11 protein-coding genes are annotated in these 13,907 nt (G+C 66.3%); 7 read left to right on the top strand and 4 right to left on the bottom strand.

Annotation, left to right across the window (positions count from 1 at the left end):
- Nucleotides 1–77 precede the first annotated feature (77 nt).
- A complete protein-coding gene (locus ACM9HJ_RS23075) occupies nucleotides 78–1,298 on the top strand; it encodes a DUF3667 domain-containing protein (protein WP_416574122.1) in 1,221 nt (406 codons plus the stop codon).
- Nucleotides 1,299–1,452: 154 nt separating this feature from the next.
- Here the strand turns inward: ACM9HJ_RS23075 and ACM9HJ_RS23070 are convergent, their stop codons facing one another.
- From ACM9HJ_RS23070 to ACM9HJ_RS23060, 3 genes are all read right to left on the bottom strand, one after another.
- The gene (locus ACM9HJ_RS23070) at nucleotides 1,453–2,421 is read right to left on the bottom strand and encodes a glucokinase (protein WP_416574121.1); all 969 of its coding nucleotides are present in this window, start codon (nucleotides 2,419–2,421) and stop codon (nucleotides 1,453–1,455) included.
- A gap of 42 nt (nucleotides 2,422–2,463) precedes the next feature.
- A complete protein-coding gene (locus ACM9HJ_RS23065) occupies nucleotides 2,464–3,543 on the bottom strand; it encodes a LacI family DNA-binding transcriptional regulator (RefSeq protein ID WP_416574120.1) in 1,080 nt (359 codons plus the stop codon).
- Nucleotides 3,544–3,656: 113 nt separating this feature from the next.
- A complete protein-coding gene (locus ACM9HJ_RS23060) occupies nucleotides 3,657–4,934 on the bottom strand; it encodes a sugar MFS transporter (RefSeq protein WP_416574119.1) in 1,278 nt (425 codons plus the stop codon).
- Nucleotides 4,935–5,185: 251 nt separating this feature from the next.
- On the opposite strand from ACM9HJ_RS23060, the gene ACM9HJ_RS23055 reads away from it, so the two are divergent.
- The 5 genes from ACM9HJ_RS23055 to ACM9HJ_RS23035 all read left to right on the top strand — a co-directional run bounded on the left by ACM9HJ_RS23055 (nucleotide 5,186) and on the right by ACM9HJ_RS23035 (nucleotide 11,349).
- Nucleotides 5,186–6,538, top strand: coding sequence for an MFS transporter (locus ACM9HJ_RS23055; protein ID WP_416574118.1), 1,353 nt, complete (start codon nucleotides 5,186–5,188; stop codon nucleotides 6,536–6,538).
- A 380-nt stretch (nucleotides 6,539–6,918) separates the two neighbouring features.
- A complete protein-coding gene (locus ACM9HJ_RS23050) occupies nucleotides 6,919–8,037 on the top strand; it encodes a hypothetical protein (protein ID WP_416574117.1) in 1,119 nt (372 codons plus the stop codon).
- A gap of 151 nt (nucleotides 8,038–8,188) precedes the next feature.
- Nucleotides 8,189–10,573, top strand: coding sequence for a glucan 1,4-alpha-glucosidase (locus ACM9HJ_RS23045; RefSeq protein ID WP_416574116.1), 2,385 nt, complete (start codon nucleotides 8,189–8,191; stop codon nucleotides 10,571–10,573).
- Nucleotides 10,574–10,651: 78 nt separating this feature from the next.
- Complete coding sequence (locus ACM9HJ_RS23040) at nucleotides 10,652–10,903, top strand: hypothetical protein (protein WP_416574115.1); 252 nt, start codon at nucleotides 10,652–10,654, stop codon at nucleotides 10,901–10,903.
- 11 nt (nucleotides 10,904–10,914) lie between these two features.
- Nucleotides 10,915–11,349, top strand: coding sequence for a putative toxin-antitoxin system toxin component, PIN family (locus tag ACM9HJ_RS23035; RefSeq protein ID WP_416574114.1), 435 nt, complete (start codon nucleotides 10,915–10,917; stop codon nucleotides 11,347–11,349).
- Between the two features lie 7 nt (nucleotides 11,350–11,356).
- Here ACM9HJ_RS23035 and ACM9HJ_RS23030 read toward each other — a convergent pair whose 3' ends face one another.
- Nucleotides 11,357–12,544 (bottom strand): HupE/UreJ family protein, encoded by a 1,188-nt coding sequence (locus tag ACM9HJ_RS23030; RefSeq protein WP_416574113.1) that lies wholly within the window; start codon nucleotides 12,542–12,544, stop codon nucleotides 11,357–11,359.
- A 240-nt stretch (nucleotides 12,545–12,784) separates the two neighbouring features.
- Between ACM9HJ_RS23030 and ACM9HJ_RS23025 the strand changes: the two genes are divergently transcribed.
- Entirely contained in the window at nucleotides 12,785–13,900 is a 1,116-nt protein-coding gene (locus ACM9HJ_RS23025) for a diguanylate cyclase domain-containing protein (RefSeq protein ID WP_416574112.1), read from the top strand.
- Nucleotides 13,901–13,907 lie beyond the last annotated feature (7 nt).

Raw genomic sequence — 13,907 nt, 5'->3', positions numbered from 1 at the left:
ACAGCACTTGATCTCGCACCCGCAACACTGGCAGGCTGCGGCCCAAGGCCGGGGAGGCCAGGGGTCGGGGGACTTTCATGACGGACGGGATTGAGGCGATCGGTGCCGCGGCGACGGCCGGGCTTGCAGCGGCTGCCATCGAGGGGGAAAGCGGCAAGCATGGCCATGGTGCCCATGGCAGCTGCGCCAATTGCGGCACAATGCTGAAGGGCGATTTCTGCCATGCCTGCGGTCAGGCGGGGCATCTGCACCGCTCCATGCTGCATATCGTGGAGGAATTCTTCCACGGCATCCTGCATTTCGACAGCAAGGCGTGGCGCACCCTGCCCATGCTGGTCTTCAAGCCGGGACGGCTGACCTATGATTATATCCATGGCCACCGGGCGCGGTACGTGACGCCCATGGCCATGTTCCTGTTCTCCGTCTTCGTGATGTTCATGTCCTTCTCGCTGCTGGGGGTCAGCACGAATGTGCCGGTGGCTCTGCCCATCGAACAGCAGAAGGAGGCGGTGACCCACGCCCGCGACGGGCTGGCCGAGGCGCAGGCCGACCTTGACGAGGCGGAAAAGGAACTGGCCCAGGCCACGGAGGCCGGGGAGGATGTGAAGAACGAGCAGCGCCGGCGCGACCGGGCACTGCGGCGCCTGCAGACCGCGCAGAAATCGGTCGAGGCCATAGATGCCGCACTGGAAGCCGCCGGCGTGGCCCTCATCCCGCCGACCCCGCCCAAGCCGGGCGAGAAGCCGACGGCGCCGGACATGCCGAAGATCGTCACGGCCGGGCCGGGCGGCCCGGCCGTGACCGAGAACCTGTCGGAAGTGATCGCGCGCAATGTCGGCGACAATCTCAGCATCAATCTGGGCGATGCGGAGCTGGAAGAGAAGATCAAGAAGAAGCTGAAGAACCCGGAACTGCTTCTCTACAAGATGCAGAACACGGCCTATAAGTTCTCCTGGCTGCTGATCCCTATCTCGCTGCCGTTCCTCTGGTTGCTGTTCTTCTGGAAGCGCGGTGTGGCCATGTATGACCATGCCATCTTCTCGCTCTATTCCCTGTCCTTCATGTCGCTGCTGTTCATCCTGATCTCGGTGCTGATCAAGTTCGCGCCGAGCTGGGAGAATGTGATCGGGCCGCTGATCGTGTTCGCGCCGCCGGTGCACATGTTCTTCCAGCTGCGCGGCACCTATCGGCTGAGCAATTTCTCCGCGCTGTGGCGGACGGTGGCGCTGCTGTTCATCACGCTGATGACCAGCCTGACGTTCGTGATCTTCATCATTTCGATGGGGGTGGCGGGGTGAGGGCGAAGCCGTAGGTCAGGGTGACAGGGGTGTGACGTCACACACCTCTGTCACACATGTGCGGTTCCCTCAAGCGACTGCCGGCCCGCGCCCTTGGCTTACGCGCCATGTGGTGCCGTGCCGGCGGTCGTCGGCCTGCATCGGATGTCCGATGCTACTTCCCCCGCCGCACATGCGCCGCCAGCCCCAGGAAGGCCGGGTAGGGGTGGGTCACGACATAGGTGGGGATGGGGCCCAGGAAGGCGCGCATGCGGCCCTTTTCCACGAAGCGCTTGCGGAAGCGGCTGTGCTGGAACCAGGCCATGAAGCGCGGGATGATGCCGCCGGCGATGAAGATGCCGCCGCGGGAGCCCAGCGACAGGGCGAGGTTGCCGGCGACGCTGCCCAGCATGGCGCAGAACATGTCCAAAGCCTCCACACAGACCGCGTCGCGCTTGCCCACGGCGCGGTCGGAGATTTCGGCGGCCGTCAGCTTTTCCGGCTCCACCCCGTCCAGGAAGCACAGGGTCTCGTACAGGTTCACCAGACCGGGGCCGCAGACGAGGCGTTCGGCGGACACATGTTCGAACTGCTTGCGCAGCTGCGCCAGGACGGCACTCTCGCGGTCGGTGATGGGGGCCATTGTGACGTGGCCGCCTTCGGTGGCGAGTGCGGTGAAATGGCCGGCGCTGTCGGGCACCAGGGCCGACACGCCCAGGCCGGAGCCGGGGCCCAGCACGCCGATGGGGGTGCCGGTGACCGGCTCGCCCTCGCCCACCTGCACGTAATCGTCGGGGCCCAGTTCGGGGATGCCCAGGGCCACGGCGGTGAAATCGTTGATCAGGTCGAGGCGCGCCAGACCCAGATCATGGGCCACGGCCTTGATGGAGAATTCCCAGGCCAGATTGGTCATGCGGATCAGGTCGCCGGTGACGGGGGAGGCGACGGCGAAGGTCGCGGCCTGCACCTTGCCCACCAGATCCTGGATCTTCAGATAGGTTAAAGCCGCGTCCTGGAGCGTGGGATAATCCGCACAGCGCAGCACCTGTTCATTATAGGGCGCACCCGTGGGGCCCACCAGGGCGAAGCGGGCATTGGTGCCGCCGATATCGGCGATCAGGAAGGGGGCGGTACCGTCGGTCATGGTCGTTCCAGGCAGGCGGAGGGGCGATAAGGGTGGGGTCGGTCAGGCGCTGCGCACGGGCCGCAGGGCCGCCCCCGGCTGTCCGGGGGCGGGGCCGGTGGACCCGCGGATGATGAGTGAATGGTCGAGTTGGCGATGGGGCATCGGGTTCTCCCACACGCCGGCATCCTTGCGCTTGATCAGTTCCAGCAGGATGTCGGCGGCGGCTTCGGCCATCTGGATCACCGGCTGGCGGATGGTCACCAGCTGCGGCCAGACCATGCTGGCGATGGGCATGTCGTCGAAACCGACGACGGACAGGTCGGCAGGCACGGAGATGCCCAGGCCGTGCGCGACAGCCAGGGTGGCGGCCGCCATCTCGTCATTGCTGGCCAGGATGGCGGTGGGGCGGTCGGCGCGTTCCAGCAGGCGGGTGGCGGCGGGCAGGGCCGAGGCGTAGTTGAATTCACCCACCTCGATCAGGTCGGGCATGGGGGCCAGCCCGTGATCGGCCAAAGCCTCGCAGAAGCCGGCATAGCGCAGGCGGGTGGCCGCATGCTGTGCCTTGCCCTTGATGAAGCCGATGCGGGTATGGCCGTGCGCGATCAGATGTTCGGTCAGGTCGCGCGTCGCCTTCCATTCGTCGATGCGGACGATGGGCGAGGTGTCGATGTCGCGGTCGGGCGCGATGCGCACATAGGGCACGCCGGCACGCTGCAGCACGTTCAGCACGATGGGATTGTCGGTCACCGGCGGGGTCAGCACCACGCCGGCCATGCGCACCTGGTTGACCAGGGCCGCCGCCCGCTCCTCCACATCCGGAGCGTTGTAGGCGATTTCCTCGATCAGCAGATGGTAACCGGCGGCACGGCAGCGGTTCAGCATGCCCAACTGGATATCGTGCGTGTACTGGCCGCCGGTATCGCCATAGAAATGGCCGATCAGGAAGGAACGTTCGCCGGCAAGGCTGCGCGCCGACAAGGAAGGTTGATAGCCCAGCTGGGCAATGGCCTTCTGCACGCGCTCGCGCACCACGTCGCGGACATTGGGTTCCTTGTTCATGACGCGGCTGACGGTCTTGATCGACACCTCGGCCAGGGCCGCGACGTCGTTGATCGTCGGCTTGCGATGCGGCTGCGCCATTTCAGAAGAACTCCCGGTTGGACCGGCGCAATTGTCTGCATAAAAGCGTTCCGGGTCCACCAAAAGCAGCAGGGTTTGCCCTGCGCCCTGATGGACCCGGTATCGCTAACATCTCACCGGATGCGGCCGTAGCCGTTCTCCAGCGTACCCTTGGCGCACATCACGCCGAAGATGACGATGACCAGGTAGAAGGCCACCGGCACGAACATGGAGATATGCAGGTTGGTGAGGTCGGCCAGGAAGCCCGTGACATAGGGCACGATGGCCCCGCCGACGATGGACAGGCAGAGCAGGCCCGAGGCCGCCGGCGTCTGGTCATCCATGTCCTTCACCGACAGGGAGAAGATGGTGGGGAACATGATGGAATTGAACAGGCCGATGGCGATGGCCGCATAGGCCGACAAGGGACCGGTGGTGACGCCCGAGATGGCGGCCAGGATGGTGGTCATGATGGCGCAGAAGGCCAGCACCCGCGACGGCGCGATCTTCAGCATGACGGCCGAACCGATGAAGCGGCCGACCATGGCCCCGCCCCAATAGAAGGCCAGGTAATGGGTGGCCTTTTCTTCCGTAAGGCCCAGGGTGCTTTCCAGGCCCAGATAATTGATCATCAGCGACCCGATGGCCACCTCCGCCCCGACATAGGAGAAGATGCACAGCGCGCCGAAGGCCAGCCGGGGATTCTCCTTCAGCGACGGCATGTGCCAGTGCGCGGTTTCCCGCCGCACCACCTTTTCCTTGCCGCGCAGGGTCCAGAACAGGGCGGCGACGGCGAACATGATGCCGGCCAGCACGATGCAGGGGGTTTCCAGCACGCGCAGCATGGTGGTGGCCGAAGCCTCACCCGCCGGCACCGTCTCCGTCACGCTGTTGAAGATGATCAGGCCGGCCAGCGGCGGGCCGATGGTGGTGGCGACCGAATTGAACGCCTGCGCCAGGGTCAGGCGCTGCGGTGCGGTTTCCGGCCGGCCCAGGCCCGACGTCAGCGGGTTCATCACCACCTGGATCATGGTCACGCCGCTGGCGATGATGAACAGGGCCAGCAGGAACACCCAGTACTGCCCAATCTCGATCGCCGGGACGAACAGCAGGATGCCCAGGCCGACGGTGACGAAGCCGACAATGGCGCCGCGCAGATAGCCCAGCCGGTCAAGCACGCGGCTGGCCGGCAGCGAGATCAGGAAATAGGCCAGGAAGTAGCAGAACTGCGTCAGCATCGCCTCGGCATAGCCCAGGCTGAAGGCCGCCTTGAACTTCGCCACCAGCGGGTCGACCAGCACGGTCACGAAACCCACGACGAAGAACAGCATGAAGGTGAAGGGCAGCATCGAACGGGCCACCGGGAACGTGCCGTCCCCCCCGGATGCGGCGATAGGACCTGACTGCGCCAAGGCGTCCTCCCATGGTTTTGCTTTGTCTCGACATGTCGCAGAAATTGACAACGCTGTCGACATTGATTTGCGTTAACGGCCCTTTTTGTGCCGAATCCCGTAACGATGCAACAGGAAAAGGGGGTGGTTCGGGTAATTTCGTAAACGGTCTTGGCAGGGGTGGGGCGGCCATGTTCAGGTGGCATCCAAGAACAAGTGCCGGGGACAGGTGGAAACCACCGCCACCGGCATGTCCCTGGGAGGACAATGAAGTGGAGCGGAAGGCGGGCACGTTGGGCCTGGGCCGGAAATTCGGCTATGGGCTGGGGGATTTCGGGCTGAACCTGCATTGGCAGGGGATGGCCCTGTTCCTGACCTTTTTCCAGACCGAGATCATGGGGCTGTCGCCGGTCTGGGCCGGCGTCACCTTTTTCGTGGCCGTGCTGTGGGACGGGATCGCCGACCCGATCATGGGCCTGATCGCCGACCGCACGCGCGGGCGCTGGGGCAGTTTCCGGCCCTATCTGCTGTTCGGCGCCCTGCCGCTGGCCGCCAGTTCGGCCCTGGCCTTCACCGCGCCCGGTCTGGTGGGGGCGGCGGCCGTTTCCTATGCGCTGGGCACGCATATGCTGTTGCGCACGGCCTATACGGTGGTGGCCATCCCCTATTCATCGCTGTCGGCGCGGATGACCAGCGACGCGGACGAGCGCACATCGCTGACCGGCTGGCGCATGCTGTTCGCCTTCGGCGGCGGTGCGGCGGTGTCGTGGATGATGCCGTGGCTGGCCCGGGAATTCGCCGGCGGGGACGCGGCGCGCGGCTATGCCATCGCAGCCAGCATCATCGGGGCGCTGTCGGCGGTGGCGTTCGTGGCCTGCTTCCTGATGGTGCGCGAACAGCCGGTGGCGGCGGCGCGGCTGCAACGCGATGTGCGGGTCTGGGACGATCTGAAGGGCTTCCTGGCGCTGGCCCGGCGCGGCGGGCCGACGGTGCAGCTTTACCTCTGCATCCTGATCTCCCAGATCATGGTGCCGTTGCAGGCCCGTAACTATCTGTATTTCTTCAAATACGGTATCGGCGACATGGAACGGGCCCAGCAGGCCATGGCGCTGTTCGGCATCATCAATGTCGCCTGTGTGCCGCTGTGGGTCTGGCTGATCCGGCGGACGGAGAAGCGCACGGGCTTCATGGTCGGCGGCACCCTGTTCGCCATCGGCAGCCTTGGATTCGCGTTGATGCCGGAGTGGGGGTATTGGAGCGCCTTCCTGCCCCTGGCGCTGGCCTGCGCCGGGCACACAGCCTATGCCGTCTGCATCTGGGCCATGCTGCCCGATACTGTCGACTGGAGCGAATGGCGGTTCCGCCGCCGAGACGAGGGCAAGATCTTCGGCCTGGCCGCCTTCCTGCAAAAGGCGGCCCTGGGTATCTCCGGCCTGCTGATGGCCGCGGTTTTCCACGGGTTCGAGGTGACCAAGGCCGGCGGCGGGGGATCGGAGATGGGGTTGCGGGTGGTGATGGGGGTGATCCCGCTGGCCGGCATCCTGGCGGCGATGTTCATCATGCGCGATTACCGCCTGGATGTGCGACGCCATGGCCGCATCGTGGAGCGGCTGGGTAACCGGTGACAATTGTTAGCGTTGTCAGTGGTAGCGGTCACGCGATGGACATGAGGGACAGGAGAGGTGTCAGGATGGGAGTGGCGGCTCATAGTTTTGATTGTTTATTTTAAAAAGTATCAACTTATAGATATTCCCAAAAATGATCGTCATCCCGGCGCACGCCGGGACCCAGGGGCCAGGCACCCGACCTCTCGGCAGCGTTGATCCAAGGCAGCGTGTAGGTTTGATCCTGTGGCCCCTCTCGTCCCGGGTTTCGCCGGGATGACGGCAAGGGGGAGGTGAGTTGCAGATGATAGCGCTCACATTTCCCATTGATCGCAATCATCACCGGCGCTTTACTGTCTCCACCAAAGAACCCGGTGCCAATACCGGGAAAGGGAGGAAACATGTGCGGGAAGGGTTGGGTCCTGCCGGTGGTGGCGGTTGCCCTGCTGGCGGGTGGGATGATTTCTGTGCCGGTACGCGCGGATGAGGCGGCACTGGCGGCGTTGCAGGCGCAATTGCCGGGCAAGCTGATGAATGATCCCACGCGGCTGGATTGGGCCGTCTATGGCCAGGGGCAGAAGAACAAGCGGGTGAAGACGCCGGGTATCGGCGGCGGGGCGGCGTTGCAGGTGACGTCGCCCAGCGCGTCGGATGCTGCGCACAATATCGGGGTCAATGTGCCGCTGACGGCGGGGTTCACGCCGGGGCAGGCGATCACGGTCGCCTTCTGGGCGCGCACGGTGTCGGCCGATACGCCCGACAAGCAGGGCAAGCTGGGCCTGCGTCTGCAACTGGGCGAGGCGCCCTATAGCGGTTTCGGCGACACGATGCTGGCCATCGGTACGGAATGGAAGATGTATGAGGCCAGGGCCCAGGCCAACATGGCGGTGGAGCCGGGCAAGGCGGTGTTGGGCCTGCAGCTGGCGGCGGCCAAACAGGTGCTGGAGATCGGGCAGATCTTCGTTCTGGATATGGGGGTGAAGGCGGCGGTGGCACCGGCGGCAGCGGCGGGCGGTGCGCAGCCGATCCGGCTGCAGGTGCCGGATGTGAAGTTTCCCGGCCGGTTGATCAATGATCCGGGCAGCATCGACTGGGCCGTCTATGGCGCCGGGCAGAGCAATGCCAAGGTGGCCACGCCGGGGGTGGGCGGGGGCTATGCCCTGCGCGTCACGTCGCCGGCGGCATCGGACAAGCCGTACAGCATCGGGGTCAGCGTGCCGCTGACCGAGGGCATCCGGCCCGGCCAGCCGGTCACCGTGGCCTTCTGGGCGCGCACCGTTTCGGCGGAAACACCGGACGGGCTGGGGCGGCTGGGGCTGCGGGTGCAGATGAACGCCGCCCCCTATAGCGGGTTCGGCGACACGATGCTGCCGGTGGGGCCGGACTGGAAGCTGCATCAGGCCCAAGCCGTGTCCAGCCTGGAGATCGCGCCCGGATCGGCGGTGCTGGGCTTTCAGCTGGCGGGTGCCAGGCAGGTGCTGGAGATCGGGCAGGTCTATGTGCTGGATATGAGCAAGTAAGGGCGGGCAAGGCGGGGTGCCGCATACGTATTTCTTCGCGTTGCACAACATACGTATTCAGCCGACAAAATCGGCGCCGATGCCTGACTAATCTCCCCAACGCCCGGTGACAACCAGCCGGGGCCGAACTATCCGGACGTTGGGGAGAGACATGAACAGGACGCTGCGCACGACCGCCATCGCCACGCTGGGCGCCATGCTGATGACGGGGACGGCGCTGGCCGCCACGGCACCGGGCGCGCCGGGGGCCGCCCCCACCCTCTCCTATTCCGGCAAGCAGGGCATCGGTACCTCGTATGAGGCCTATGTCCAGGGGCGTTATGCCGATGGCGGCGTGACCGGTAACGTTTCCAAGGTGTGGTTCTCCCTGGCGCATGGCGTGGTGACGGAAACCATGCAGGGCCTGATCCATGAGGCGCAGCTGCGCGAATTGCAGTTCGCGGTGAAGGGCGACGGGTTCGTCCATACCGAATATGACGACATGGACACCAGTGTCGATTATCTGCACAAGGACGCGGCCGGGCGGCCGCTGTCGCTGGCCTATAAGGTGGTGAACCGCGACAGGGCCGGGCGGTACGAGATCGAGAAGCATATCTTCACCGATCCCGACCGCGACGTGCTGGTGGTGCGGTCGATCTTCCGGGCGCTGAAGGGTGGCATCACCCCGGTGCTGTTGGCCGATCCGCAGATGGCGGGGACGGGCATCGGCGACAAGGCGGATACCAGGGGCGGCAGCCTGAACGCGGCCGAGGGTACGCATCATCTGGTGATCAAGGCCGACAAGCCGTTCGCCAAGGCCAGCGTGGGCTTTGTGGGCAAGTCCGACGGGCTGACCCAGTTGCGGGCCGGCGGGGCGCTGACCGAGTATGATACGACGGGGTCTAAGGCCGGCAATGTGGCGCTGGCAGGCGAACTGGCGGCTGTGGCCGAGGGGCAGAGTGCGACATACGACATCATGGTGGCGTTCGGTGCCGACCATGCGGCGGCGAATGCGGCGGCCGATGCGACCCTGAAGGCGGGCTATGCGGCGGTGCTGGCCAAGTTCAACGGCGAGGGCGACGCCATCGGCTGGGAGGATTACATCAATGGCCTGGCGCCGCTGAAGGATCTGGCGGCGATGGCCACGGATGGCGGCAGCCTGGCCTTTGTCTCCGCCCTGGTGCTGAAGGCGCAGGAGGACAAGACCCATGCCGGCGCCCTGATCGCGTCGCTGTCCGCGCCCTGGGGCGATACGGTGGACGCATCCAAGCTGGCCACCGGGTACAAGGCGGTGTGGCCGCGCGATTTCTATCAATGCGCCATGGCGCTGCTGGCGCTGGGTGACAGCGCCACGCCGCTGGCCGCTTTCAATTATCTGAAGACCATCCAGGTGTCGGCCACCACCAAGGGGGCGAAGGGGGCCACGGGCTGGTTCCTGCAGAAGACCCATGTCGATGGCACCCGCGAATGGGTGGCCGTGCAGCTGGACCAGACGGCAATGCCGATCATGCTGGGCTACAAGCTGTGGCAGGCCGGCGTGCTGGACGAGGCGGCGCTGAAGGCCATGTACGGGTCGCTGCTGAAGCCGGCGGCGGATTTCCTGGTCAAGGGCGGCAAGGTCGGGGTCGATTGGAACAAGGAAACCGTGACCCCGCCGCGCACCCAGCAGGAACGCTGGGAGGAACAGGAAGGCTATTCGCCGTCCAGCACGGCGGCGCTGGTGGCGGGGCTGGTCGCGGCCGGGGAGATGGCGGAGAAGATCGGGCAGGCGGATGACGCCAAGGCCTATCGCGCCGCCGCCGACGCGGTGAATGCCCGGATCGAGGCGCTGATGTTCACCACCAGCGGCCGGTATGGCGACGGGCGTTATTTCCTGCGCATCACCCAGAATGAGAACCCCAACGACAAGGGGCCGCTGCTGGTCCGCAACGGGCAGGAAGCGAGCCAAGAGGATGCGTATCTGGATGCGGGCTTCCTGGAACTGGTGCGCTATGGCGTGCGCAAGGCCGATGCGCCCAGCGTGGTGGAAAGCCTGGCGGAACTGGACGATACCGGGATCAACGACCATTGGCGGGTGAAGTACCTGTTCAAGTTTGAAGGCGATCCGCGCGAATATCCGGGTTGGCGCCGCTATGGCAATGACGGCTATGGCGAGGATGCCTCCAACGGTGCGAACTACGGCATCGGGCCGCTGGAAGGCGGCATGGGTGTGGGGCAGCGCGGCCGGGTCTGGCCGATCTTCACCGGCGAGCGTGGGCATTACGAGCTGGCGCGGGCCAATGCCAAGCCGGGCGGGGTCAGTGCGGCGGATCTGGACGCCATCCGCATGACCTATGTGCGGGGCATGGAGAAGTTCGCCAATGATGGCTTGATGATCCCCGAACAGGTCTGGGACGGGGTGGGGGTGGCGCCCAAGGGCTACAAGGCGGGTGAGGGCACCAACAGCGCCACGCCGCTGGCCTGGAGCCACGCCGAATATGTGAAACTGCTGCGGTCGGTGCGCGACCGCCAGGTCTGGGACCTGTATGCGCCGGTGGTGGCGCGGTACGGGAAGTGAGGGGTGGGGCGCTGCGGCGCCCCTTTCCTTGTGCGGCTTTTGACCTATAGTCGGGAGAGATACGCGGAGGGCGACAGGATGGCGGACGCGCTGTTGATCGATGTGACCCCGGAAAATGTCGGGACCCAGATGATCGGTGCCGGCGTGAAGCCGGGCGAGCGCGTCACGGTGATCGTGCAGCGCCGTTCCAGCGCGTTCAATGAGGCCGCCAAACAGGTGGGTGACGAGGCGGCACAGGCCGGATTGGAGCCGGAGGATATCGCCGAGATCACCGGGATGAAGGACGCGGAGTTCGCGCGGATATTCGGGCGTGCGCGCAAGCGGCCCTGATCCAGAAGCGAATGGACGCCGATCCCCTTCTTGTCCTGTTCGATACCAATATCGTGCTCAGTCATGTGCTTTGGCCGCGCCCAGGGCCTATCCGGGATTGCTTCGACATTGCCGGGCGGCCGGGTGTCGTCATGCTCTATTCGGACGCGATGGTGCGTGAACTGGCCGAGGTTCTGATGCGGGAGAAGTTCGACCGGTACGCCTCCCGGATCACCCGTCAGAATTTTTTGGCGGCTTACCTGGAGACGGGGCTGCGGGTCGTGCCGCCGCGAACCAACCGGGCGTGCCGCGATCCCAAGGACAATCATATCCTGGAGGCGGCGGTTACTGGGCATGCCCATGTGATAGTGACCGGTGACGATGATTTGCTGGTTTTGAATCCTTTTGAAGAGATAAAGGTCCTCTCTCCCGCCGCCTTTGTGGCACTGCACGCGCAGCAAGCGTAGGCGTTGCCTATCCCACCACCCGCTCCACCGTCCAGTAGAGCCCGACCAGGGCGATGGCGGCCGATGTGGGGGTGATGAGGCGGGCGTGGAACCAGGGGCGGTGCTTGAACCAGTGCAGGACAAGGCCATAGGCCAGCGCGATTACCGCCAGCTGGCCGAATTCGATCCCGACATTGAAGGCGATCAGGGCGGCCACGCGGTCCCGGTCGGGCAGGCCCAGGTCGGACAGCACGCCGGCGAAGCCCAAGCCGTGCAGCAGGCCGAAGCAGAAGACCAGTGCCGGGCGCCAGGGGGGCATACCGGGTTCCGATGAGTTCAACTCATCGGAACCCGGTTCGGCGGCGACTGCCGCCGCGCGGCCCATGCCGCGTAAGCCAAGTCGCCGCATGGCGACGCCGGCGCCTGAGGTCCGCATAACTCTTCGGGCAAAGATGTTTTCAATCGCCACATAGGCGATGGACAAGGCGATCAAGGGTTCCACGATGCGGGCCGGCAGTTCCACCACGCCATAGAGCGCCAGGAACAGGGTCAGGCAGTGGGCCAGCGTGAAGGATGTGACCTGCACCAGCAGCGGGCGCAGCCGCGTGGTCAGCAGCACCAGACCCAGCACGAACAGCACATGGTCGGGCCCGTCGGGCACGATATGGATGAAGCCCAGATGCACATATTGCCCGACCACCTGCATCAGCGTCGGCGGCGGGCCGGGGCGCAGGGGCAGGGGGGCGGTCTCGGTACCACCCTCCACCCAATGGGTGCGGCCGGCCAGCAGCAAGGCATGCTGGCCCGACAACAGGTCGAAGCGCCAGGTCAGTGACGTGGCACCAGCGGGCAGCGGGCCTTCGGCGCGCAGCACCAGGAAGGATGGCTGCGACTGGTCGGCCGGCATGTGCAGCTGTTCCACCGCGAGCGTGGTGGGAACCTCCGCCCCGTCGAGGGTGACGTGCAGATGGGCGGGTAGGGACGCGGCCAGCGTGGACAGGCGCCCGGCGGCCTGTTCCTGGGTCAGGTCGCGCGACGGCGGTTGGCCCGCCTGTTCCTCCAGCCGGTTGATCAGCGCCGTGGGCGCGGTGACGATGCGGGCCGTCCAGGTGGTGTCGCCCGGTTCCACCAATATCTGGCTGTCCCCGATCTCATGCGCGAAAGCCGCCGGGACCAGCAGCAACAGGGCCAGCAGGCGGAACAGGGTGGCTTTCATGGCGGCTCCGGTGATGGGGAGGGTTTAATACCAGTTCCCGGTGATCGCAACCGATCACCGGGCCTCAATCGCCGGCGCCCACATCCGTGGGCTTGGCTACGCGCCACGTGGCGCGCGGCGGCGGTCGCCGCCGGACCACGTCCCGATGAGTTGAACTCATCGGGACGTGGTCTAAGCCTGTAGCAGCTTGACCGCTTCAACGAAACAGTGTGTTTGGAAGGGAGGAAACGGGGGCATGGAATGGGGCAGCCGGACGTTGCGACCTTGCGGCTGGTACTGGGTTTCGCGGGTGTGCTGTCGCTGGCGGTGATGGCGGTCCTGCGCCATGCCGGGGGGCGGGGCGATGGGACCGGGCAATGGCTGGCGGCGGCGGTGCTGTCGGTCACCGCTTATCTGCTGCCACCGGCCGTGCGCTGGAGCCGGCCCGACCTGTGCATCGCGGTCAATAGCGGGCTGACCCTGTCATCGATGCTGCTGATGCTGGAAGGGGCGCTGGTGCTGCGCGGGTTCGGCGATGCCGGGCGGCGGCGCGTGCCGGTGACCATGGCCTGTCTGGGCATCCTGGCGCTGATGCTGGTATCGGCGGGGCGGCCCTGGCTGCATGTCGTGCTGCATGATGCGCTGGCCTGCCTGCTGCTGGTGGGAACCGGCATGGTGCTGGCCTGGCGGGCACCGCGCTGGTCATGGGCGGCGGCGGGGGGCATGGGGCTGCTGTTCGCGGGGCTGGGCCTGCTGTACCTGTGGCGGGGCGGCGGATTGCTGCTGGCGGGGCCGGGGGCCGATACGCGCATGCCGGCCTGGCTGCTGGCGGCGACGCTGGTCTGGGCCATGGGCTGGACCGGCCTGTTTCCAGCACTGGCGGTGGCGCGTGAACGGGAGCGGCGGCGCGAAGTGGCCGAACGCGATGCCCTGACGGGGCTGGCCAGTCGCGGGGCCTTCCTGCGTCAGGCCGTGCTGGTGCCGGGGCGGCAGGAAGGGTTGCTGCTGCTGGGGCTGGAAGGGGTGCGGGCGCTGAATGGCAGCCTGGGGCATGAGGAGGGCGACCGGTTGCTGGCCGCGTTCGCGGCCCGGCTGCGCGAGGCGGCGGGGCCGGATATGCTGGCGGGGCGGCTGACGGGGGCGCAGTTCGCCCTGCTGCTGCCGGGCATGAAGGATCGGGCGGATCTGCTGGCCACGGCCGGCCGGCTGCGCGCGGCCCTGTCGGTGCCGCTGGTGATGGGCGACAGGGTGCAGGTGGCCGAATTCAGCTTGGGCACGGCGTTGGCGCCGGAGGATGGCAGGAGCGTGACCGGTCTGCTGGAAGCCGCCGAACGCGCCATGTTCCGGGTGCGGGCCGTGGCGCAGGCGGTGGGATAACCGCCCG

It is taken from the genome of Niveispirillum sp. KHB5.9 (assembly GCF_048066115.1).
In the GTDB taxonomy this organism is placed as follows: Bacteria; Pseudomonadota; Alphaproteobacteria; order Azospirillales; family Azospirillaceae; genus Niveispirillum.
The sequence above is the reverse complement of the archived record's forward strand: the minus strand, read 5'-3'. Positions and strand labels throughout refer to the sequence as shown.

Bases quoted from the DNA above. Each gene is read 5' to 3' on its own strand.
- ACM9HJ_RS23075 (WP_416574122.1), top strand. From the start codon at position 78: ATGACGGACGGGATTGAGGCGATCGGTGCCGCGGCGACGGCCGGGCTT.
- ACM9HJ_RS23070 (WP_416574121.1), bottom strand. From the start codon at position 2,421: ATGACCGACGGTACCGCCCCCTTCCTGATCGCCGATATCGGCGGCACC.
- ACM9HJ_RS23065 (WP_416574120.1), bottom strand. From the start codon at position 3,543: ATGGCGCAGCCGCATCGCAAGCCGACGATCAACGACGTCGCGGCCCTG.
- ACM9HJ_RS23050 (WP_416574117.1), top strand. From the start codon at position 6,919: ATGTGCGGGAAGGGTTGGGTCCTGCCGGTGGTGGCGGTTGCCCTGCTG.
- ACM9HJ_RS23045 (WP_416574116.1), top strand. From the start codon at position 8,189: ATGAACAGGACGCTGCGCACGACCGCCATCGCCACGCTGGGCGCCATG.
- ACM9HJ_RS23040 (WP_416574115.1), top strand. From the start codon at position 10,652: ATGGCGGACGCGCTGTTGATCGATGTGACCCCGGAAAATGTCGGGACC.
- ACM9HJ_RS23035 (WP_416574114.1), top strand. From the start codon at position 10,915: ATGGACGCCGATCCCCTTCTTGTCCTGTTCGATACCAATATCGTGCTC.
- ACM9HJ_RS23030 (WP_416574113.1), bottom strand. From the start codon at position 12,544: ATGAAAGCCACCCTGTTCCGCCTGCTGGCCCTGTTGCTGCTGGTCCCG.
- ACM9HJ_RS23025 (WP_416574112.1), top strand. From the start codon at position 12,785: ATGGGGCAGCCGGACGTTGCGACCTTGCGGCTGGTACTGGGTTTCGCG.